This window comes from Gramella sp. AN32 (assembly GCF_023718305.1).
In the GTDB taxonomy this organism is placed as follows: domain Bacteria; phylum Bacteroidota; class Bacteroidia; order Flavobacteriales; family Flavobacteriaceae; genus Christiangramia; species Christiangramia antarctica.
Genome location: NZ_QEYO01000007.1, coordinates 115,137 through 138,189, shown reverse-complemented (window position 1 = coordinate 138,189; position 23,053 = coordinate 115,137). Strand labels below are relative to the sequence as shown.

The window sequence follows — 23,053 nt, the reverse complement described above, 5'->3', positions numbered from 1 at the left end:
GACGACAAACGAATGACATAAAGATTAATCTACCCCCAAGGATAGACACAAGTTGTTAAAAGCGGTTTTTAGAGTTAAAGTTTCTAACTACAACCAAAAAACTAGAGGGCCGCTTTTACCACTTGTATAATTTGACTGTAAGTTTGTAAAATTGGATAGGTACATTTAAATTAGGTTAGGATAAGAAGTTGTTTAAGAAGGGAGACCAGTCATTTTGGTCTCCCTTTTTTATGGTTTATTTAAATAAGCTTAATTTTACAGATTATTACCTTTGCAAAATTTTTTATATGCCTAAAGTACTGTTAGTTGAAGACGATGTAGCCTTCGGAACCATGTTAAAAACCTTTTTGGAAAAAAGGAATTATAATGTTTCTTTAGTTTTTACTGCTGCCGAAGCCTTTAAGCACATAGAATCAGAAAAATTTGATCTTCTTCTGACCGATGTTCGCTTACCTGATCACGACGGTCTTGAGATTTTAAAAAAAATAAAATCTGCCAACGCATCTACACAGGCTATTGTTATGACGAGTTATGCTGAAATTAGCATGGCTGTTAATGCTATGAAAGAAGGGGCTTTCGATTATGTTTCTAAACCATTTAGACCTGAAACTATACTACAGACTATTGAAAACGCATTGCAAACCAAAGCAGTTTCAGAATCGAGTGGGAACCTAAAAAAAGAGAATAAGCCGGAAATTGTAAAGAAACTGAGGACTACCCGTGAGGTTGATGATCAATTAAATCTCGTTACGGGAATTAGTGAGCCATCCCGTAGATTGAATGATTATGTAGAATTGGTTGCGCCCACGAACATGTCGGTATTAATTACTGGAGAAAGCGGGACAGGAAAAGAACAGATTGCGAAAAAGATTCATCAGCAAAGCAAGAGAAAAAATGCGCCCTTTATTGCTGTAGATTGTGGGGCCATTCCTAAGGAAATCGCCTCGAGTGAATTTTTTGGCCATATTAAAGGCTCTTTTACAGGCGCCATTAATGATAAAACCGGTCATTTTGAAGCTGCCAATGGCGGAACATTATTTTTGGATGAAATTGGGAATTTAACCTATGAACTTCAGGTGCAGTTATTAAGGGCACTTCAGGAAAGAAAAGTTAAACCAGTAGGAAGTAATAATGAAATTCATGTAGATATTCGCGTGGTTACGGCAACGAATGAAGATTTGGGACAGGCGGTAAAAGAAGGGGAGTTCCGAGAGGATCTTTACCATCGATTGAACGAGTTTTCAATCAAACTTCCTGCACTTCGGGAAAGGAAAGAAGACCTGATGATTTTCGCGAATCATTTCCTTGACGAAGCAAATATTGATCTTGAAAAGAATGTAGTTGGTTTTACAGATGAGGCGGTTACCGCTTTTAAAAATTATAATTGGCCTGGAAACCTACGCGAGTTAAAAAATATGGTGAAAAGAGCTGTATTATTAACCAAAGATGATCTTATCCCATTAAAGGTCCTTCCTCATGAGATCGCTACAGCAAATCATTCCAATGAAAATGATTACGGACTTTTCAAAAACAAAAATGAGGAGCAGCTTATTTTGGACGCTTTGGAAAAAACAGGTGGCAATAAGAGCAAGGCGGCACGAATGCTTTCTATAGACCGGAAAACGCTCTATAACAAGCTAAAGCAATATGATATTAGATTGTAGTTTCCATTTGAAGTTCCTGCATTAAATTTTCCATACTTTTCCTGAAAGTTGCAAATTCACCCTGTTTCAATTTTTCCCTTCTTTCCATTTTTACCAGAGTAGACACCACATTTTTTGCCCTCATCTGGCGAAGCATTGGCAACATTCTATGAGCAAGTCTTCCCATACTTTCGGTGTCCTTATTTCCGTGTGCCTCTTTTAATTCCTGAAGACTGGACTCAGCTCCTTCTAGAAATGCCTGAATAATCATTTGCATGGCCTGGTCATCCCTCCCGGAGAACTCGTAAATCTCGCTGAGATCATAAAATTGGGATTTTAGACGATCTGTTGAAACGGTGCTTTCAGACTTATCTTCCAGTGGATGTTCCAGATCCAGTAATTCAGCAATGTTCTTTTTAAGAGAAATTGATTTATAGGGCTTCAACATATTTTTATCAAATCCGGCCTTGGTGTACACTTCATTTTCCATATCTGTTCTACCAGAAAGGGCAATTACCGGCAAATCCTGTAATTCTTTATGATCCCGAATATTTATGATGAGATCAAAACCATCATTAACCGGCATTTGTATATCGGTTAAGACAAGGTCGAAACCGCCTTTTTTCAATTCTTCGAAGCCTTTCTTGCCGTTTTCTGCGGTTACCACCTCAAATCCCATAGACCGTGCAACTTCTAGGGTAAGGGATAGCTGTCCCGGTTCGTCGTCTACAACCAGTACTTTTTTACCCCTGGCCAGTGTTTGAGAAGCCGGAGTTTCAATTTCTTCAATTTCAACCTCATCCTCTTCAATTTCTTCACGTGTTTCAGATAATTTCACTACGGGAATTGAAAGTATAAATTCACTTCCTTCCCCCACCACACTATTCACCTGGATCTCCCCTTGTAGCAATTCTGCCAGTCTTTTAGTGATGGCAAGACCTAGTCCCGAACCTCCAAAACGTTTTTCAATACTACTGTTTTCCTGGGAAAATTCTTCAAATATACTCTCCAGCATCGCTTCAGAAATTCCAATTCCGGTGTCTTTTACACGAATAATTAGAGTGTAATTGTCAGAAAATCCTTTTTCAATACCTGCCGAAATAATAATAGAACCTTTTTCAGTAAACTTCCAGGCATTAGAAATTAGGTTTGCCAGAATCTGTTTAATTCTGAAGGGATCACTTTGAACACGCATATTCGTATCCTCATCAACATCAATTTTAATTTTGATATCCTTATTTTTAACCGCCGGAATGATATTATTCACCGTGTCTTTAATAAGTTTTTTGGGATTGAATGGCAGTTTCTCGATCAACATTTTGCCTGCTTCCAGTTTAGATAAATCGAGCAAATCGTTTACCAATCTCAAAATAAATTCTGAAGATTTTTTCACCTGTTGTACGTAATGCCGCTGCTTATCATCCAGATCGGTTTTCTGGATAAGATCTGTATAACCCATGACCGTGGTGAGCGGACTTCGTAAATCATGCGTAATGGCCGCCATAAATTGTTCCCGGCTGGCAAGCAGCAATTCTGCAAATGTTTTAGCATCCTCCAGCTCAGCCCTGTAACGCTGGCTGCGGGTAATATCCCGTATAATATTGATGATAAAGAACAGGGTGATCAACAAAATGATTCCTCCCCCAATAAAAATAATATCAGAAGTTTTTTGAACCATAGACTGGAATATCTCCGCACGGCTAAGAGAATTTTGCCGCTCTTTTTTCTCCAGTTCCACCAGCAAACCGCGTAATTGCTGATTTAAAATCATGTCATTATTAAGAAGCTCTTTTTCCTTTTCGTTAACCGTATTCCTGAATTTTCGATTGGCATATTCCAGTTCATAAAGCACCCTTTTTACTGAAACAATTAGGGAATCCAGGCGCTGATTGGTTAATTTGTTCGCATTGTCCTCTTTGGCATATTCCAGCCACTTTATTAAAATATCCCTTTGGTGAGGTTCGAGATTGAGAAATCGTTTATCATAATTTTCTGTTGTAAACGAATCATCGATTTTTTCAAGTTCATATAATACCCGGGAATAATAATTCGTATTCCTATCTGTATCCCTTAATGCGACCAGTTCTTTTAGGTTTTCCGTTTTTTGTTCAAGTAAGCGGGAAATACTATCGGCTTCAGTGTCGAGATTTAAATTTTTATAATTTTCCTTTAACTCATTGAGGGTAGACTTAACGCTATCTATTTGTTGGTTATAAAGTTCCAGTTCTTCTGCTTCACCGGTTTGAATTAACCTTCTGCTGGTATTTTCAGAAGCAATTAAATTAGTGGTAATTTCAGAAACAAGGATTAATTGCTGGTTATTGTCGGAATTAGATTCGGCTAATTGTGAATATTGAAGGACCTGATTATAAATATACCAGACGGCCAGACCGGCCAGGGCGGCGACAATTACGTAGCCTGCGATAACTTTTATAGTGATGGAGCGTTTGTTACTGAACATCGAAGTAATTTAAACCAAAATTAAACCATTTTCACAAATTCTTATAAAGTTATTGCTTTTCCAAAAAACCAAATTACATTTGCACCAATATCTCAAAGGGGTGCCTTCGGGCTGAGATCATACCCAACGAACCTGGGCAGGTAATGCTGCCAAGGGATAAGCACTAACGTGCTATGTATGACTCCTGATTTTACCTTATGGTAATTTCGGGATTTTTTTTTAAAATTTAATCAATGAATAATTGCCCCTTTTATTCGTAAACTCTTTTACGAATGAAAAATGTATTATTTTTTGTGGGTTTTTTACTCACTTGTGCCACCGGAATTTCTCAGGAATTCGAAGTTAAAGGAACAGTTTCTGAAAACGGAAAAGCCTTAAGCGATGTTTCGGTTTATGCAGAGGGCACTTCCCCTGGAACTATTACCAATGCCGATGGCCTTTATTCTTTAAACCTTCCATCCGGAAATCACACCCTTATCTTTTCCTATGGTAACCAGTTAAGCAGAAAAATTAATCTAAACGCCGATCTTACCTTAAACGTAGATATGGCGAATGCTAAAGAAAGCCTTGAGGAGGTTTTTCTGGATGCGGTGAGGGTCACTCCAGATTCCCCGATCACCTATAGTAATCTTAGTAATGAGGAAATAGCCGATAGAAATTTAGGGCAGGATATTCCCGTTTTAATGAATTATATGCCGAACGTGGTAACTACTACCGATGCGGGGGCTGGTGTAGGATATACCGGAATCCGGGTGCGTGGGAGCGACGCGACCCGTGTAAATGTAACTATTAACGGTATCCCGTATAATGATGCGGAAAGCCAAGGCACCTTCTGGGTGAACTTAGGAGATTTTGCTTCTTCAGTTCAGAATTTGCAACTGCAAAGAGGGGTAGGGACCTCAACCAGTGGTGCCGGCGCTTTCGGTGCAAGCCTAAATATTTTAACCGATTCTTATAAAACCGATGCACAGGCGGAAATTTCCAATAGCATTGGTTCTTATAACACATTTAAGCATACGGCAAAATTCAGCACAGGGCTAATCAATGATCATTTCGAATTCGCCGGTAGGGCTTCCAAGATTCGTAGTGATGGGTATATCGATCGCGCGAGCAGTGATCTTAAATCTTATTTTTTACAGGGAACCTATGTCGATGACCAGAGCCTAATCAAGGCTATCATGTTTGGCGGTTCTGAAGTTACCTACCAGGCCTGGTATGGAATAGATCAGGCTCAACTGGATGAGGATAGGAGATTTAATCCCGCGGGAATCTATACTGATGAAGGTGGAAACGTAAAATTCTATGATAATCAAACCGATAACTATAAACAGGACCATTATCAACTCCTATGGAACCAGGCTTATGGATCGAACTGGTCTTCAAATATCGCATTTCATTATACCTATGGAAGGGGATATTATGAAGAATTTAATGAAGATGCCGATCTGGCGGAGTTTGGGTTGCCCAATTTTCTGGCCAATGGGGAGGAATTTTCAACTTCAGATATTGTAGGGACTAAATGGCTGGACAATAATTTCTACGGAACCGTTTTCAGTTTAAATTATCAGAATTCCAACTGGGATATCACTTTTGGCGGAGGTTTAAATAAATATGAAGGAGATCATTTTGGGGAAATACTTTACACCAGATTTGCGATGAATGGCGAACCTTTTGATCCTTACTATTTCAACCAGTCAGATAAAGTAGATTTTAATATCTACGGAAAAGCAAACTTTGTTATTACAGAAAAACTTTCGGGTTTTGCAGATCTTCAGTTAAGAACAGTAGATTATCAAACCGATGGTTTACTGGATGATCAGTCTCGTTTTCAAAATGAAGATCATTTCAGCTTTTTCAATCCCAAAGCTGGTGTGACGTATGAATTAAATGACGGGAACCAGTTTTATGCTTCTTATGCCCGTGCCCATAGAGAGCCCAGCAGGAATGATTATGAGAATGGCGATCCCGAACCTGAAGAGTTGAATGATTTTGAATTGGGCTGGAGGCATACTTCCGAAGGCTTTAAGCTTAATTCCAACCTGTATTTTATGGATTATCAAAATCAGTTAGTGTTAACCGGGGGCATAGATGATGTGGGATCTTTTATAAGGGAGAATAGTGGGAACAGTTACCGTGTAGGTGTAGAAATTGATGCCAATATTAAATTAAATGAGCAATTTAAAATACAGCCAAATATCTCTTTAAGCCGAAATAAAAATGTGGATTTTGTCTCAGGTTTTAATGGCGAATTAGTTGATTATGGAAATACAGATATATCCTACTCCCCGGAAATTGTTGCGGGAAATATTTTCAGCTACCTGCCCATTGAAAATCTAGAATTACGCTTATTATCGAAATATGTGGGAGAACAATTTATGAGTAATGTAGAAGCTGAAAACTCTAAACTGGAGGTTTATTTTGTGAATGACTTTAATGTGCAGTATGTGCTGCAAAAACCCTGGATCTTCCGTGAAGTGGTGCTAACGGGACTGGTTAATAATATCCTGAATGAAAAATATGTCTCCAATGGCTATTATTACACTTATAATATTCCTAATGAGGACCTCCCTTCAGGCTTGCAAACTTTTGATGGCGCAGGATATTATCCGCAGGCGACCACTAATTTTTTATTGGGATTGACGTTGAAATTTTAAGATTTGAAATGCTAACCGCAGCCTTCCTTTTCTAACGAATTGGAGGGCTTTTTTAATTTGAAACTTCAATTATATTTCCGGAGCGTCTTATCCGGTAAGGTTTTAAAGTATATTGCCCTTCACCTTTGGTTATTTCACCTGTAACGATATTGTATTCATTGCCTTCACAGGCACAGGTCGCGATAATGCCATTTACGGTCATCGCAGAACAATCGCTGGCAGGATGATTGGGGTCACTCAATTCCCAGGCGACATATTCAGAATTATTAAAATTATAGATCACGATACCCTTAACGCCATAAGTATAGGTAGCAAATGAATTCCCGGGAAACTGGAGATTATTGTATTCCGGTAAATTTAAATTAAGCTGAAACCTAAAATTAAGATTTGCCAGATTAGGATTATTTTGATACCCATCATCAGTTGCTGAACAGCTTAAAAACAGGCAGCTTATCATAAAAATTTTAAGTATTCTTAACATTAAATTTGATTTTTTACGAAAATAATATAATTGTTCTGAAAGATTAAATTTCTTACATTTGATAAGAGGAAATCCCGAACGTATTGGGATTTTTTTAGTTAATGATATTCTGGTTTATTCCCGGGGCCTAAAGCTTAGTAAATTCGGGATATTCCCAATCTGGGAAACTATTTAAATACTATGTCATTAGAGATTTGTAACCTAGGGAGCAATCCCTGAGGATGTTAAGTATTAAAACGTAGAAGTTATGAGTAAAGTATCTTATTACACCGCGGAAGGTTTAAAAAAACTAAAGGATGAACTCAATCAATTAAAAGATGTGGAACGTCCAAAAGCTTCGCAGGCTATTGGTGAAGCTAGAGATAAAGGAGACTTAAGTGAAAATGCCGAATATGACGCCGCTAAGGAAGCACAGGGATTGCTGGAAATGAAAATTTCCAAAATGGAAGAAGTGCTTTCCAATGCCAGGGTTATTGACGAAACCCAGTTAGACACCTCTAAAGTGCTGGTACATTCGCATGTGAAAATTAAAAATAAAACGAATAAAACGGAAATGACCTACATGCTGGTTGCACAAAGTGAGGCCGACTTAAAATCGGGTAAAATTTCCGTTGATTCTCCTATCGGGAAAGGTCTCCTTGGGAAGAAAGTGGGTGATACCGCTGAAATTGAAGTGCCAAACGGAACGGTAAATTTTGAAGTAATCGAAATCTGGCGGGAATAAAAGCTGTTTTCTAAAACTTTAATCCTTTTCTAACACCCAATCCACGGGAATTTAGAAAAGGATTCTTTATTTTTAAGAGGAACCAAAAAAATTTAAATTGATGTCTACGTTATTCACTAAAATTATTCGGGGGGAAGTCCCGGCTTATAAAGTTGCAGAAGACAGTCAGTTTCTGGCATTTTTAGATATTCGCCCAAATGCCAAAGGTCATACCTTATGTATTCCGAAGAAAGAAGTAAATAAGATTTGGGATATGGAAGCTGAAGCCTATCAGGAATTAATGCGTTTTTCGCGTAAAGTGGCGCTTGCCCTAGAAAGATCTGTTAAGTGTAAACGGGTAGGAATGGCTATTGTAGGGCTTGAAGTACCTCATGTACACATACATTTGATCCCGTTAAATGATATGAGCGGAATGGATTTTTCGAACCATGTAAAAATGGAAGAAGATGAATTTACGGCCCTCGCGAAAAAAATTCATAATAATATGGCTCTGTGAGCAAATTTTCTGAATACAAACTTTCTCTTGCTTTAAGAATAGACTGGAGTGATCTGGATATGTATGAGCACGTAAATAACGTTGCCTACATGCGCTATTTGCAAAGCGGCAGGGTAAACTTTTGGGAGGCTTCGGGAATTCATGATTTTTATAGAAATTCTAAGCAGGGGACCATGCTGGTTTCCACGCAATGTGATTTTATAAAATCATTGTTCTATCCCGGTAATGCCATCATCAAAACGAAACTGGATGCCATCGGGAATAAAAGCTTTACGTTGAAACACATCATTCTTAATGATGAAAATGAGCTTTGTGCGGAGGGTAAAGATGTGGTAGTTTGTTTTGATTTTGAAATTAAAAAAACCTTTCCGGTTCCTGAGTGGCTTCGCGAAAAATTAGCGCAATTTTAAATCACCTTCTTTAAACTTATTTGAAAGGTTGTGCCTTTCTTCAATTCTGAATGCGCCACTTTTATTCTTCCGGAGTGATATTCTTCAATAATCCTTTTTGCCAGGGATAAACCAAGTCCCCAGCCTCTTTTTTTCGTTGTCTGTCCCGGCTCAAAGATCAGTTTAAACTTACTCTTATCGATTCCTTTCCCTGTATCGCTAATGTAGATGTGCGCTTCTTTAAGATCCTGTTTGATCTCAATTAATAGCTTTCCTTTCCCACGCATCGCATCAATGGCATTTTTCACCAGGTTCTCGATGGTCCAGCTATATAACTGTTCATTTAATTTTACCCAAATTGGCTGTCTTGGCGCCTGGATTGAAAATTCTATCAGTCGGGAGCTTCGGGCTTTTAAATAATCAAAACTGTCTTTGGTGGCAAGGACAATATCTGTATCCTGAAGGTTAGGTGCAGAGCCAATTTTGGAGAATCTTTCGGTAATGGTATTGAGCCTGTCAATATCCTTTTCCATTTCTACCACATAAGAAGGATTTACATTTTCAGTCTTTAAAATTTCTGTCCAGCCAATGAGTGAACTTAGCGGAGTTCCAATTTGATGTGCGGTTTCTTTGGCCATTCCCGCCCAGAGTTTGTTTTGTTCACTATTTTTTGTGGTGGTATAGAAAAAATAAACCACGCCCACGAAGAGAAATCCAAGTAAGGTCAATCCAATAGGATAATATTTTAATTTATTCAATGTAGGGGAATTGCCATAGTATAAATGCTGAACCTGTCCGCCACCAAGATCAACCACAATAGGATCATTTTCAGACATAATCTTCTGAAGAAAATCCATCAGTTTTTCTTCATCATCGGTAATTGCAGGATCGATATTGGAGGTATCTACCACATTCTCATTTTCGTCCATATAGATAATAGGGATCGTGGTATTTTTATTAAGAATTTCCAGAATGAGGTTAAGGTGGGCGTCATCGGTAGCTTTTTCCAAACCCTGGAAGGCCTCGGCCCAAATATTCATTTTAGCCCTTTCGTCTTCCTTGAGTCGTTGAAAAAATATATTGGTATTCCATAGCACGAGGGAGACAACTACAAGACAGGAAGCGATGATAAACCAGCGGTTGAAGCTGCGTTCGTCTGATAATTTCATGTAATTTTCAGGCTTTGTACCCACCACGTGGGCATTAAAATACCACATTTTCACATCGAAATATTTTGTTTTTCAAATATTCCAGGAGACCGTTTTGAGGTAATTTATTAAATTAAATATAAGCGTTTTAAAACAAATTTTATTGTGCTGCTTCGCTTTTCATTCCTTGCTCAATTCTTTACCTTTGAAAAAATTAATTTTATGTTGACTATTGAGCCGAAAGATGTGACTGTGGGTAAACTGCACCAGTATCTTTTAGGTGCGATCGGGCCAAGGCCCATTGCTTTTGCCAGTACAATTGATGCTGAAGGAAAGCCCAATTTGTCACCTTTTAGTTTTTTTAATGTTTTTGGGGCCAATCCACCGGTTTTGATCTTTTCCCCGGCGCGTCGCGGAAGAGACAATACTACCAAACATACTTTTGAAAATGTAAAGCATGTTGATGAGGTGGTGATCAATATCGTGAATTACGAAATAGTTCAACAAATGTCCCTTTCCAGTACTGAATATGCTGAAGGGGTGAATGAATTTGAAAAAGCAGGTTTAACTATGCTGAAATCAGATTTGATCAAACCTTTCAGAGTGGCTGAGTCTCCCGTGCAAATGGAATGTAAAGTGAAAGAGATCGTGGAAACGGGACAGGAGGGCGGTGCGGGAAATTTGATCATTTGTCATGTGTTGAAAATGCATATTAAAGATGAAATTTTAGATGAAAACGGTTATATTGATCAACATAAAATCGATCAGGTAGCGAGAATGGGGGGGAACTGGTATACTCGCGCTAAAACAGGAATGTTTGAAGTGCCAAAACCACTCTCAACATTAGGAATTGGAGTAGACCAATTGCCAAAAGAAATAAGGACAAGCGATATTTTGACTGGAAATGATCTTGGAAAGTTGGGGAATGTGGAAAAACTCCCGGAAGAGGATAAAATAAAAATATTTCTTCAGAATAATTATGAAGATCTAACGCTTATTAAAGAAGGAAACAAACAGAAAATTCATAAAAAGGCACAGTTATATCTTCAGCAGGAAGAAATTTCAAAGGCCTGGAACTTATTATTAGCAAAATAACAGACGATGGAAGTACAAGGAAAAATCAAGTTAATTGGTGAAACAAAAGAATTTGGAAGCAACGGATTCCAGAAAAGGGAAGTGGTAGTTACTACAGAAGAGCAATATCCACAACATATTCTGGTTGAATTTGTTCAGGACAAATGTTCCCTTTTAGATAGTTACAAAGTGGGACAGCCTGTAAAAATTGGGGTAAACCTTCGAGGAAGGGAATGGGTAAACCCGCAGGGAGAAACAAAATATTTCAACTCTATACAGGGTTGGAGGATCGAAAATTTGGTCGCACAACAACCAGGAGGTGGAAATGTACCACCGCCCGATCAATTTGAGCCTGCAAACGATCTCAATGATGAAGATTATGATGATCTTCCTTTTTAAGGTCAAATAATAAAATTGAAAGTCCGGTTGCGTGTGTAGCCGGACTTTTTTACTTCAAAACAAATTTCATTCGTGTATTTCGTAAACCCTGAAGATAAGTTTCCTCCTGTGGAATTAGCTGATGAAGATGGCCTTTTGGCCGTTTCGACAACGCTTGCCGTTCCACAAATAAAACGAGCCTATCTTAACGGGATATTTCCCTGGTATAATGAAGGCCAGCCAGTTTTGTGGTGGTCGCCAGATCCCCGAATGGTGCTTTTTCCAGAAGATCTGAAAATTGCGAAAAGCATGAAGCCTTATCTCAATCAAAATAAATTTCAGGTCACCTTCAACCAGGAATTTGAAAAGGTGATCGATGCCTGTGGAAGGGTAGATAGAAAAGGACAGGCTGGAACCTGGATCACTCAGGCTATTAAGCAGAATTATCTTCAACTACATCAGGAAGGCTGGGCAAATTCGGTTGAAGTTTGGGATCATGAGACATTGGTTGGCGGCCTTTATGGTATTTATCTGAAAAATAAGAAAATGTTTTGCGGGGAAAGCATGTTCTCGAAAAGGAACAATGCTTCCAAATTCGGTTTTATAAAAATGGTAGAAAAATTGAAGCAGGAGGATATCAAAATAATTGATTGCCAGGTGTATACAAAACATCTGGAAAGTCTGGGAGCCCTGGAAATTGATAGAAATAAATTTTTGGAATTTTTAAAGTAGCCTTAAACAAATTTTATTTTTTCCCCCATTTTTTTTACTTCCGCATATCGAAAGCAATTCGTTTCATGATCGTTTACCATTCCCGTTGCCTGCATATGTGCATAGATCACAGTAGATCCTACAAATTTGAATCCGCGTTTTTTCAGGTCTTTGCTTAATTTATCGCTAAGTGCCGTGGTTGCCGGTGCTTCTTTATAATTTTGTACCTCATTCTGGATGGGAACTCCATTTACAAAACTCCAGATATATCGGCTAAAATTGCCAAATTCTTCCTGAATTTTCATAAAATTTCTGGCATTGGAAACGGTAGACCTTATTTTTAGCTGGTTCCGAATAATGCCTGCATCCTGGAGTAATTCAGCAATCTTAGGTTCTTCATATAATGCGATTTTCCGGTAGTCGAAATTATCAAAAGCTTTTCTGAAATTTCCCCTTTTCCGAAGAATAGTGATCCAGCTTAAGCCCGCCTGGAAGGTTTCCAGGATCAAGAACTCAAAAATGTTTTCATCATCCAAAACCGGAACACCCCATTCCGTATCATGATATGCTTCATATAAAGGGTCGCCAAGACACCAGCCACATTTGTGTTTTTCCATAATTAAGATCTAAAATAATAAGTAATGGTACCGGGTTGCGAATTTTGACCTGTGAGCCTGGTAAATCGTGCATCAATCGCGTATTGCAGTGCTCTTTCCGTAAGGCATTCGTTGGAGGAGTTTGAACTTCCTTTATTAAGGGACACATCAGTTACAAATCCGTTGGCATCCACAATAATATTCACTACAATTTTCCCGGCATTATCACAGGTGTAAACCGGATTGGGAATTTTTACCGCATTCCTGCCCTTCAGTGAAAATGAAATGGAACTATAATCATATACTGCCGATTTTTGCCCAATTTCATCTGAATTGTCATTTCCGTCAGATTTGGTTTTTTGCTTTTCAGAATTCTTTCTGCTCAGCGCATAATTCCCATCAGCATTTGAATTTTCATTGTTTTCTTCGGCTTCCTGGTTAGCGGTATTCTTTTCGAAAATCTCATTAAGCCTATTGTTCATATCGGCATCACGGGCTTCTTTACTTTCGTTAAATGCCTGATTGGTTTGAATATTTCGCTGATTTTGAGACTGAGTTTCCTGCTCTGTTTCAGGTTCTTCCGGCTGTTCCTCTACTTTAAATTGTTCCAAATCCACAAGCATTTCTGAAACCTGCTGCCTGTTTTGGGCGAGGTTAAAATTATAAAGCACCAGCACCAATATTGCGAATAACAAAGAGGTGATGATTAGGGCTTTATGTTTTTCAAAAAAATCCATTTCCAGATAAAAGTGGGAAAATATTAATCCTGTGAAGGTAGCAAATTTTCAAAAGCTGCGACATTGAAAGCTTTTGCAACCTGAAAATCACCAATTGCCGTTCTCCTTAATTCGGAAAGATGCGCCCCGCTGTTCAGGGCCATTCCAAATTCATGCGCCAGACTTCGAATATAAGTTCCTTTGCTACAAACTACTCTAAAATATATCTTTGGAAATGCTGAAGCATCGATGTCAAAAGCTGAAATTTCTACTTTTCGTTTCTGGATTTCAACTTCCTGTCCTTCGCGGGCATATTCATACAGCCTTTTTCCATCCTTTTTTAATGCTGAAAAAACAGGCGGGGTTTGCCCAATTTCACCAATGAATTTTTTCGAAGTTTCCACTAAAAGCTTTTCTGAAATATGATCTGTTGGAAAAGAGGCATCAATTTCAGTTTCCAAATCAAATGAAGGCGTGGTAGAACCTAAAGTGATCGTTCCGGTATACTCCTTGACCTGTCCCTGTAATTCCTGAATTTTTTTGGTGAACTTTCCCGTACAGATGATCAACAATCCGGTCGCCAGGGGATCTAAAGTTCCCGCGTGGCCCACCTTAATTTTTTTGATGTGACAACTTTTCCTGATTAGCCAGCGAATTTTATTGACTAACTGGAAAGAAGTCCAATTCAGGGGTTTATCAAAAAGTAAAATCTGGCCGGTTTTAAACTCTTCCGCAGAAAATTTATTGTTGTGCATAAGCAAAGGTAATGGCGACAATCCCAACCACAAAACAGTAGATGGCAAACCAGGAAAGTTTGCTCTTTTTAACCAGAGCTATCATCCAGGTACAGGCGGCCAGGCCGGCAAGAAAAGCCGTAACAAAGCCAATGGCAACAATGGAGAAGTCGGCACTGCTATTCATGAGATCACCGCTTAATAGGTCCTTAGCGATCTTTCCGAAGATTAAAGGCACTACCATTAAAAATGAAAATCTTGCGGCTTTAGTTTTATCATTACCCAATAATACAGAGGTTGAAATGGTTGCTCCACTGCGTGAAATTCCCGGTAACATGGCGATAGCCTGCGATACTCCTATCACAAAGGCATTGCTATAACTAACTTTTTTGCCTGTATTTTTAGCTTTATCGGCCAGCCATAATAATAATGCCGTGACCAGGAGCATAAAGCCAACGAACATCACACTACCCCCAAATAATTCCTCTAATTGATCTTCAAAAAGAAGCCCGATTATTGCAGCGGGCAACATGGAAATAATGATTTTTAAAGAAAATTGTGTTTCCTCATTCCACTTAAATTGAAACAAACCACGAAATATCTCCGCGACATCTTTTCTGAAAACGACCAGCGTACTGAGAGCGGTTGCGAAATGGAGAATAACGGTGAAAAGAAGGGATTCTTCAGGTATGCTGTTATCTCCTAAAATTGCCTTTCCCAGTTCTAAATGTCCGCTGGATGAAACTGGTAAAAACTCGGTTAGGCCCTGGATAATTCCAAGGATGGCGGCGTCTAATGCGTCCAAATTATATTATTTTTTATTGGGGTTGAGGAGAATGGCGTATGCTTCAATTCCAAAACCAATTAAAACCAGGGTAGGAGCCAGGCGAATTCTTTGGAAATTGTAAATGGCATCATTAAATTCATTGGGGTCTTCACTCCCGCCACCCGACATTAAAATAAACCCAAGCGCGATCACAGCAAGTCCAATGAGCATGAACATGTAATTCTTTTTTCCGAATACAAAATCGGTATTAAAACTTCCCTTTCGTTTATTTTTTTCTTTCATATTCTGAAATTAATAATAAAGTTCGTCGGTTTTTAAATTCAAAAATCTTGAAGTGGCAAAGAACGTACTTATCCAGGTGATTACCACACCCATTAGAAAAATTCCAGAGAAAAGCATCACCAGCATTTTTGCATCGCTCAAAAGTTCCAGTTCCCGGAAACTATTATTGAGATAATACAAAACAGCAGCCATTCCAATCAATGCAACCACGGCCCCTATAATCCCAAGTTTAACGCTTTGCCAGATAAATGGGCGGCGAATAAAGCCTTTAGTAGCTCCCACCATTTGCATGGTTTTAATAATAAATCTTTTTGAATATACCGCCAATCGAATACTGCTGTTAATTAATAATACCGCGATAAAAGTAAACAGGGTACTCGCCACCAAAACCCATAAACTGATCTTCTTTACGTTGTCGTTTAAAAGCGCGATCAGGGGTTTGTCATAAACCACTTCATCCACAAAATTCTTTGCCGTGAGATCTTCCGCTATTTTGTCTACCTGTTCTGAACTAACAAAATCGGCATTCATGTATACGTCGATGGAATTTTGCAACGGGTTGTAGCCCAAAAATTCCATAAAATCTTCACCAATTTCCTTGCTATGTTCTTCTGCAGCTGCTTCTTTGGAAATATATTTGGTTGATTTTGTGTAATCTGCCATGGCCAGACTTTTCTTTAATTGTTCAATTTCAACTTCTTTCGCCGTATCGTTTAAATAAACGGTAAGAGCGATTTGTTCCTTAAAATGATCGGCTACTTTTTTCGTATTCAATACTAAAAGGCCAAGCATTCCCAGTAGGAATAATACCAGCGAAATACTGATTACTACAGAAAAATAGGAAGATATGAGTCGGCGTTTCTGATACCTTTCGAAAGATGTGGTCATAAAGAGACTGCAGATTTTTTGTAAAAATAAGAAAGTTCAGCTTTCTCAATCTTTAAAACGTTTAAACTTTTAAAAATATTGGAAAGGGATCATGTTTATTACGGTCATGTTATACTATTTGATTCCGAACGCAGTCGAGGAATCTCTTTATTGAATATGATTTCTCAGTCGCTTTGCTTCATTGGAATGACAATTTAAGTTAGTCTTTAGTTTTATTCGTCATCGCGAGCGCAGCGTGGCGATCTTTTGAAGAATTTGTTTTTTACATGAGATTGCTTCGGTCACTTCGTTTCTACCATTGACGTATTTTTATTTGGTTACGTTTTATAGACCCTGAAACCAGTTACCATTGACGTGTAAGTGTGTTTTCATTTTAATTCTTATGTCCTGCTAGCGCAGTCGAAGCATAATCTCATTCTTTTCTTTTTCCATTGCTGAAAAAGAAACAAAAAAGCTAGTCTGCAGTTTCTCGTTCACCCGTAACGGTTTAAATCCTAAAAGAATGGAACTCGCTTCGCTCAAACAGCAATTCTTTTGAACGGATTTTGCACCTACGGGTCCCGAATCCGAAACTGAGGACGTTTCCCTACTGGTTGTCATTGCGAACCTGCCTGCGGTAGGCAGGCGCAGTGAAGCAATCTATTATGGAGACTGCTTTTTTATTTGGTTACTTATTAGAGACCCTGAAACAAGTTCAGGGTGACGATACTGGTTTTTAGAATTGCCGTCATGCTGAACTTGTTTCAGCATCTCATTAGATATGCTAAAAAATAAGTCAATTACCTACGCTATATAATTTTTTTATCACTGGTCTCAGGGTGACACTGAATAAGAATTGGTCATGTTAAGCGAAATCGAAACACTTAAAGCCACCTTTCGACTGCGCTAGGTGACATTTCAATAAATGTCATTTTAACCAGGAATAAAATCAATATTAAGTTTCCTAAATTTGATAAAAATCGAATTATGGAAATACTTGTTTACGGAATAGGCGGTATTGGCGGATATTTCGGAGGAAAATTGGCAAATGCAGGACTTAATGTGAGTATGATCGCCCGGGGAGAGCACTTAAAAGCAATCCAAAAACACGGACTTGAGGTTGAAAGTATTAACGGGAATTTTAAAGTAAAACCAAAAATGGCAACTTCTAATGTTGCTGAAGTTCCTAAACCTGATCTGGTGATCCTGGGAATTAAATCCTGGCAAATTCCTTCGGTTGCTAAAGAGTTAAAACCGATAATTGGAGAAAAAACGATGGTGCTTCCGTTACAGAATGGAGCCGATAATTATGAAAAATTAATCGAAGTTCTTCCGAAGAAAAATGTCCTGGCCGGGCTTTGTTTTGTAGTAAGTTTTATTGAGAAGCCTGGAAAAATAAAACATACAGCTTTCGAGCCCAAAATCACTTTTGGAGAGAGTGATAATTCACAGTCAGATAGAATTTTGAAGATTCATGCCCTCTTCGATAAAGCCGGAATTGAGAATTCAATCCCTAAAAATATTCAGCTTGAGATCTGGAAGAAATTTTTATTCATCTGTACAGTAAGTGGAATTGGAGGTTTAACCCGGGTTTCCATAGATAAGATTAGGGAAAGCGAATATCTTTTCGAGATGATGAGAAATACAGCAAAAGAAATTATCGCGGTTGGGAAAGCTAAGAATATTCCACTTACAGATAAACATCTGGAAATGGTCTTTGAGATTATCAATTCCCAGCCGAAAGGTAACACAGCTTCCACGCAAAGGGATATCATGCAGGGAAAACCTTCAGAATTAGAAAATTTTAATGGGTATATCGTAAAGCAGGGTAAAAAACTGGGTGTTGATACTCCCATAAATCGGTATATCTATGAATGCCTTAAACCTATGGAAGAAGCGGCTCGAAAATCGGGATAATACAACCCTCCTAACATTCCCAATAAGTGTTTGAAAATTGTATTTTTGCACGCAATTAGTGATTAACGTCACTGCGAGCGTAGTGAAGCAGTCTCATTTTTGATTATAGATTGCTTCGGCATTACATTTCTCGCAATGACTTCCATGAAAATGGATAATAGTAAGAGACAGAAGATGAGTTACGACTTTAATAGGATCGAAAAAGAATGGCAGGAATACTGGGCCAAAAACCAGACGTTTAGAGCTCAGAATCCTGGCTCCCCTCCTTCGGAGGGGCTGGGGGAGGCTTATTATGTATTGGATATGTTTCCCTATCCTTCGGGAGCCGGTTTGCATGTTGGGCATCCGCTGGGATATATCGCCAGTGATATTTATGCGCGTTATAAGCGTCATAAAGGCTTCAATGTGTTGCATCCACAGGGATATGATAGTTTTGGCCTGCCGGCTGAGCAATATGCGATTCAAACCGGGCAGCACCCCGCTCTAACCACAGAGCGTAACATCAAGCGTTACCGCGAGCAGTTAGATCAAATTGGGTTTTCTTTCGATTGGAGTCGTGAGGTGCGAACCAGTGAACCCGATTATTATAAGTGGACACAATGGATCTTTATCCAGCTTTTTGAAAGCTGGTATGATCTGGAAGCGGATAAATCGAGACCGATCACTGAACTTTCTTCGTTATTTTCTTCGGAAGGAAATACCAGAATTAAAGCAGCTTGTGATGATGATACGGAAGAATTTTCTGCGGAAGCATGGAATGCTTTTTCTGAAGATGAAAAAGAACGAATTTTATTAAAATATCGCCTGACTTATTTAGCTGAAACTGAAGTTAACTGGTGCCCACAATTAGGTACTGTGTTGGCGAATGATGAGATTGTAAACGGAGTTTCTGAACGTGGAGGTTATCCCGTGCTAAGAAAGAAAATGACCCAGTGGAGTATGCGAATTTCAGCATTTGCTGAGCGATTGCTTCAGGGTTTGAATGATTTGGATTGGACCGAAAGTCTAAAGGAAAGTCAGCGTAACTGGATTGGAAAATCTGTAGGGGCGCATGTAGAATTCAAAATTCAGAATTCAGAATTTACAATTGGTGTATTCACCACCCGGCCTGATACCATCTTTGGAGTCACTTTTATGACCTTAGCTCCGGAATTGGATCTGGTGAAAAAGATCACTACCGAAGAACAAAAAGAAGCTGTGGAAGCCTATATTCAGGCAACCGCTAAGCGTAGTGAGCGCGAACGTATGGCCGATGTAAAAAGTATTAGCGGTGTTTTTACCGGTGCCTATGCGGAACATCCGTTTACCAAAGAACCGGTGCCTATCTGGATTGGGGATTATGTGTTGGCGGGATATGGAACCGGTGCCGTAATGGCCGTTCCCTGCGGTGACCAGCGGGATTATGAATTTGCAAAGCATTTCGATCTTCCAATCCGGAATATTTTCGAAAATGTTGATATTTCTGAAGAAGCACATGCGGGAAAGGAAGGCACGGTAATCGGAAATTCAGATTTTCTAAGCGGACTGGAATATAAAGAGGCCATGCATAAAGTGATCCTGGAACTGGAGAAAACCGGGCAGGGTTACGGAAAGATAAATTATAGGCTGAGGGATGCTGTTTTTAGCCGACAACGCTATTGGGGAGAACCATTCCCGGTGTATTATGTGAACGGTTTGCCGAAAATGATAGATTTGGAGCACCTTCCCTTAAAGTTGCCGGAGGTTGAAAAATACCTGCCTACAGAAACCGGCGAACCACCGCTTGGAAACGCAACTGATTGGGCCTGGGATACAAAAAATAACAAAGTGGTTTCTAATAACATGCTGAAACAAGTTCAGCATGACGCAAATAATGATGGGGTCACGCCGAGCGCAGTCGAGGGGTCTCAGAGTGATGGAATTTATCCTCTGGAATTAAATACCATGCCCGGCTGGGCAGGAAGTAGCTGGTACTTATTCAGATATATGGATAGTGACAATTCTGAAGAATTTGTTTCCAAGGAAGCGCAGAAATACTGGGAAAATGTGGATCTGTATATAGGCGGGAGCGAACATGCCACGGGCCACCTGCTCTATTCCAGATTTTGGACAAAGTTTTTATATGACCGCGGATATTTAAGCGTGGAAGAACCCTTTAAAAAACTGATTAACCAAGGAATGATTTTGGGGCAGAGTGCATTTGCTTATAGGTTGGATTTTGTTTTTAAATATATTAATGAAGAAGATTTAATTGAAGACAATCCTACAGCTTCAATTTATTATGATTCAATTTTTATTTCAAAAAGTGATAGTGATAATCCTGAAAGTTTACAGCAGAAGTTTTTTGACGTAATTAAAAGTAATTCCAATTATTCCGCTCTTATTAACTACTTAAATTCTAAAAAATTTAATAACATTCCGAATCTTTCGATTTCAAAAATACATACCGATGTTTCATTGGTAAACGCTTCAGATGAATTGGATATTGAAGGCTTTAAAAAATGGAGACCGGAATTTGCAGATGCTAAATTTCTCACTGAAGATGGTAAATACATCGTAGGTCGTGAAGTCGAAAAAATGTCCAAATCAAAATACAACGTGGTCAACCCGGATGAGATTTGTAAAGATTACGGGGCAGATACTTTACGTATGTACGAGATGTTTTTGGGTCCGCTGGAACAGGCAAAACCATGGAATACCGCCGGGATTACCGGGGTACATAGTTTTCTAAAGAAACTTTGGAAATTGTATCACGCCCCCTCCAACTCCCCCAATGGAGAAGAGAAGTTCTTGGTTTCAGATGAAAAAGCTTCGGCAGATTCGTTAAAGAGTCTACATAAAACCATAAAAAAAGTCACCGAGGATATTGAGAATTTTAGTTTTAATACTTCAGTTTCTACCTTTATGATCTGCGTAAATGAATTAACCGCGCAGCAATGCCACAGCCGGGAAATCCTGGAGCCACTGGCCGTTTTGATCGCGCCTTACGCGCCACATATCGCAGAAGAATTATGGCAAAAATTAGGGAATTCAGAATCAATAACAACTGCTGCGTACCCGGTTTATGAAGAAAAATATCTGGTTGAAAGCACGAAGAACTACCCGGTTTCTTTTAATGGGAAAATGCGTTTTACCATGGAACTTCCGCTGGATATGAAAAAGGATGAAATCGAAAAAACCGTGCTTGATGATGATCGAACTAAAAATCAATTAAACGGATCTACCCCTAAAAAAGTTATTGTAGTCCCCGGTAAAATTGTAAATATCGTAATATAACCCCCTTAAAAATTAATATTATTAAGCGGAATATAACTTTTTTATTTTTTGACCCCCTTTATTAAATTCTTTGTTTATTTTTCGGAATCTAAATATTCTATTATGAAAATCGGGATTCCAAAAGAAATCAAAAATAATGAAAGCCGTGTGGGAATGACTCCGGCCGGCGTTCTTGAATTAAGTAAACTGGGGCATAAAGTTTTTATTCAATCTACAGCAGGAGAAGGTAGCGGATGGGACGATGAAGATTATCACGCTGCCGGGGCCACTATCTTGCCTACTATTGATCGGGTCTATGACAAAAGTGACATGATCGTAAAGGTGAAAGAACCTATAGAGCAGGAATACGATCTCATAAAAGAAGATCAGATCATTTTTACCTACTTTCATTTTGCCTCCAACAAACAACTTACCGAGGCCATGATGAAAAGTAAGTCTGTTTGTATCGCTTACGAAACCGTGGAAGGTGAAGACGGCTCACTTCCCTTATTAACGCCCATGAGCGAAGTTGCCGGCAGAATGGCTGTTCAACAGGGAGCAAAATATCTGGAAAAACCAGTAAAGGGAAGAGGTATATTGCTGGGAGGCGTTCCGGGAGTTCCTCCGGGAAAAGTTTTGGTATTGGGAGCTGGTACTGTTGGAATTCAGGCAGCAAAAATGGCGGCAGGTCTTGGGGCTCAGGTTACCGTTCTTGATATCGATATGAAAAAATTACGTTATGTGAATGATGTAATGCCCCCGCATGTGGTTACCGAATTTTCCAACGAATACAATATCAGAAAACATATAAAAACCAGCGATCTAATAATTGGTGGGGTTTTAATTACCGGCGCCAAGGCTCCGCGACTTATTACCCGTGATATGCTGAAAGAAATGCAGCCGGGAACAGTGATCGTAGATGTGGCGGTAGATCAGGGTGGATGTTTTGAAACTACCCGGCCAACTACCCATGAAGATCCTGCTTATATTATTGATGATGTGGTGCATTATTGTGTGGCCAATATGCCGGGAGCAGTACCTTATACTTCAACAGTTGCCCTCACGAATGTCACTCTGCCCTATGTATTGAAACTTGCAAATATGGGATGGGAAGATGCCTGTGCAGATGATAAGACGCTGGCCAAAGGCCTTAATATGGTTGGAGGAAAAATTCTTTTTAGTCCTATTCTCGAAGCTTTCGGTTGGAAAGAAGCGATGATTTAAAAAGATTAATTGAGATAAAGGTCGATCAAGCCTTCAGGGGTAATTACGTATAGTTTTTTATTCTTTTTATCCAGTTTTTCGATGAATTGATCATTCATGGGAATAAGAATTTGTTTTCCGTTATTTTCAATTTCAAACAAAGCCTGGCTAGTAGAATCATTTATCGAAACGATTTTTCCAATATTTCCATGTTCCTTATCGATTACTTCAAAATTGATAATTTCGTGGAAGTAGAATTTGTCTTCCGGCAGTTCAGGTAGGAGCGTCAAGGGAAGATAGATCTCTGCACCAATAAGATCTTCGGCGTCATCTTCGGTTTCGATATCTTCAAATTTAACACGGAGAAGAGTGCTTTTGTGCAAGGAAGACCGGGTAATAAAAAATGGAACCAGATTTTCATTGTATTCAATGAAAACCGATTCCATTTCTGTGTAAGTTTCAGGTTCATCGGTATCAAGTTTAATCAATACCTCCCCTTTAAAACTGAATTTACCAACAATTTTTCCCAGGTAGAAACATTCTTCCTTAGTGATCATG

Annotated in this window: 21 protein-coding genes and 1 riboswitch; of the genes, 11 read left to right on the top strand and 10 right to left on the bottom strand. The window is 39.0% G+C overall.

The features are described 5' to 3' along the window. The first annotated feature begins 287 nt into the window (after positions 1-287). Positions 288-1,664, top strand: coding sequence for a sigma-54 dependent transcriptional regulator (locus tag DHD80_RS10025; RefSeq protein ID WP_251741031.1), 1,377 nt, complete (start codon positions 288-290; stop codon positions 1,662-1,664). Here the strand turns inward: DHD80_RS10025 and DHD80_RS10020 are convergent. Continuing rightward, positions 1,654-4,104 (bottom strand): ATP-binding protein, encoded by a 2,451-nt coding sequence (locus DHD80_RS10020; protein WP_251741030.1) that lies wholly within the window; start codon positions 4,102-4,104, stop codon positions 1,654-1,656. The genes DHD80_RS10025 and DHD80_RS10020 overlap by 11 nt on opposite strands. Positions 4,105-4,190: 86 nt before the next feature. Further along, a riboswitch (TPP riboswitch) is annotated at positions 4,191-4,278 on the top strand. 98 nt (positions 4,279-4,376) lie between these two features. Here DHD80_RS10020 and DHD80_RS10015 point away from each other — a divergent pair. After that, a complete protein-coding gene (locus tag DHD80_RS10015; RefSeq protein ID WP_251741029.1) occupies positions 4,377-6,758 on the top strand; it encodes a TonB-dependent receptor in 2,382 nt (793 codons plus the stop codon). A 52-nt stretch (positions 6,759-6,810) separates the two neighbouring features. Here DHD80_RS10015 and DHD80_RS10010 read toward each other — a convergent pair whose 3' ends face one another. After that, positions 6,811-7,239 (bottom strand): hypothetical protein, encoded by a 429-nt coding sequence (locus tag DHD80_RS10010; protein WP_251741028.1) that lies wholly within the window; start codon positions 7,237-7,239, stop codon positions 6,811-6,813. Positions 7,240-7,486: 247 nt separating this feature from the next. Here DHD80_RS10010 and greA point away from each other — a divergent pair, with 247 nt between their 5' ends. From greA to DHD80_RS09995, 3 genes are all read left to right on the top strand, one after another. Continuing rightward, positions 7,487-7,963, top strand: coding sequence for a transcription elongation factor GreA (gene greA / locus DHD80_RS10005; RefSeq protein ID WP_251741027.1), 477 nt, complete (start codon positions 7,487-7,489; stop codon positions 7,961-7,963). Between the two features lie 100 nt (positions 7,964-8,063). Next, positions 8,064-8,459, top strand: coding sequence for an HIT family protein (locus DHD80_RS10000; RefSeq protein ID WP_251741026.1), 396 nt, complete (start codon positions 8,064-8,066; stop codon positions 8,457-8,459). Then, positions 8,456-8,869 carry an acyl-CoA thioesterase gene (locus DHD80_RS09995; protein WP_251741025.1) on the top strand — a complete coding sequence of 138 codons (414 nt, stop codon included), beginning with the start codon at positions 8,456-8,458 and terminating at the stop codon, positions 8,867-8,869. Before DHD80_RS10000 ends, DHD80_RS09995 begins: the two co-directional genes overlap by 4 nt. Here the strand turns inward: DHD80_RS09995 and DHD80_RS09990 are convergent. After that, positions 8,866-10,017, bottom strand: coding sequence for a HAMP domain-containing sensor histidine kinase (locus DHD80_RS09990; RefSeq protein WP_251741112.1), 1,152 nt, complete (start codon positions 10,015-10,017; stop codon positions 8,866-8,868). The two genes, DHD80_RS09995 and DHD80_RS09990, sit on opposite strands and share 4 nt — an antisense overlap. A 201-nt stretch (positions 10,018-10,218) precedes the next feature. Here DHD80_RS09990 and DHD80_RS09985 point away from each other — a divergent pair, with 201 nt between their 5' ends. The 3 genes from DHD80_RS09985 to aat all read left to right on the top strand — a co-directional run bounded on the left by DHD80_RS09985 (position 10,219) and on the right by aat (position 12,180). Then, entirely contained in the window at positions 10,219-11,091 is an 873-nt protein-coding gene (locus tag DHD80_RS09985) for a flavin reductase family protein (RefSeq protein ID WP_251741024.1), read from the top strand. Between the two features lie 6 nt (positions 11,092-11,097). Beyond that, a complete protein-coding gene (locus tag DHD80_RS09980) occupies positions 11,098-11,469 on the top strand; it encodes a DUF3127 domain-containing protein (protein ID WP_251741023.1) in 372 nt (123 codons plus the stop codon). Between the two features lie 72 nt (positions 11,470-11,541). Beyond that, positions 11,542-12,180, top strand: a complete 639-nt coding sequence (aat, locus tag DHD80_RS09975) for a leucyl/phenylalanyl-tRNA--protein transferase (protein ID WP_251741022.1) — start codon at positions 11,542-11,544, stop codon at positions 12,178-12,180. 2 nt (positions 12,181-12,182) lie between these two features. Here the strand turns inward: aat and DHD80_RS09970 are convergent, their stop codons facing one another. Genes DHD80_RS09970 through DHD80_RS09945 form a run of 6 tightly spaced genes read right to left on the bottom strand, consistent with a single transcriptional unit; the run spans position 12,183 to position 16,162 of the window. Then, the gene (locus DHD80_RS09970) at positions 12,183-12,776 is read right to left on the bottom strand and encodes a DNA-3-methyladenine glycosylase I (protein WP_251741021.1); all 594 of its coding nucleotides are present in this window, start codon (positions 12,774-12,776) and stop codon (positions 12,183-12,185) included. Between the two features lie 2 nt (positions 12,777-12,778). Next, positions 12,779-13,492: an energy transducer TonB gene (locus tag DHD80_RS09965; RefSeq protein WP_251741020.1), complete on the bottom strand. Its 714-nt coding sequence runs from the start codon at positions 13,490-13,492 to the stop codon at positions 12,779-12,781. A gap of 23 nt (positions 13,493-13,515) precedes the next feature. Continuing rightward, on the bottom strand, positions 13,516-14,226 hold the full coding sequence (truB, locus tag DHD80_RS09960) for a tRNA pseudouridine(55) synthase TruB (RefSeq protein WP_251741019.1): 711 nt from the start codon (positions 14,224-14,226) through the stop codon (positions 13,516-13,518). Further along, positions 14,213-15,010 (bottom strand): undecaprenyl-diphosphate phosphatase, encoded by a 798-nt coding sequence (locus DHD80_RS09955; RefSeq protein WP_251741018.1) that lies wholly within the window; start codon positions 15,008-15,010, stop codon positions 14,213-14,215. Before DHD80_RS09955 ends, truB begins: the two co-directional genes overlap by 14 nt. 6 nt (positions 15,011-15,016) lie before the next feature. Next, positions 15,017-15,274 carry a DUF3098 domain-containing protein gene (locus DHD80_RS09950; protein ID WP_251741017.1) on the bottom strand — a complete coding sequence of 86 codons (258 nt, stop codon included), beginning with the start codon at positions 15,272-15,274 and terminating at the stop codon, positions 15,017-15,019. A 9-nt stretch (positions 15,275-15,283) separates the two neighbouring features. Beyond that, entirely contained in the window at positions 15,284-16,162 is an 879-nt protein-coding gene (locus DHD80_RS09945; RefSeq protein ID WP_251741016.1) for a permease-like cell division protein FtsX, read from the bottom strand. A 966-nt stretch (positions 16,163-17,128) separates the two neighbouring features. Between DHD80_RS09945 and DHD80_RS09940 the strand changes: the two genes are divergently transcribed. The 3 genes from DHD80_RS09940 (at position 17,129) to ald (ending at position 22,516) form a co-directional block, all read left to right on the top strand. Continuing rightward, positions 17,129-18,058, top strand: coding sequence for a 2-dehydropantoate 2-reductase (locus DHD80_RS09940; protein WP_251741015.1), 930 nt, complete (start codon positions 17,129-17,131; stop codon positions 18,056-18,058). Between the two features lie 174 nt (positions 18,059-18,232). Beyond that, the gene (locus tag DHD80_RS09935) at positions 18,233-21,313 is read left to right on the top strand and encodes a class I tRNA ligase family protein (RefSeq protein WP_251741111.1); all 3,081 of its coding nucleotides are present in this window, start codon (positions 18,233-18,235) and stop codon (positions 21,311-21,313) included. Positions 21,314-21,415: 102 nt separating this feature from the next. Further along, positions 21,416-22,516, top strand: coding sequence for an alanine dehydrogenase (gene ald, locus DHD80_RS09930; RefSeq protein WP_251741014.1), 1,101 nt, complete (start codon positions 21,416-21,418; stop codon positions 22,514-22,516). Positions 22,517-22,521: 5 nt separating this feature from the next. On the opposite strand, the gene rimM is transcribed toward ald, so the two are convergent. Continuing rightward, on the bottom strand, positions 22,522-23,049 hold the full coding sequence (gene rimM / locus DHD80_RS09925) for a ribosome maturation factor RimM (protein WP_251741110.1): 528 nt from the start codon (positions 23,047-23,049) through the stop codon (positions 22,522-22,524). Positions 23,050-23,053 lie beyond the last annotated feature (4 nt).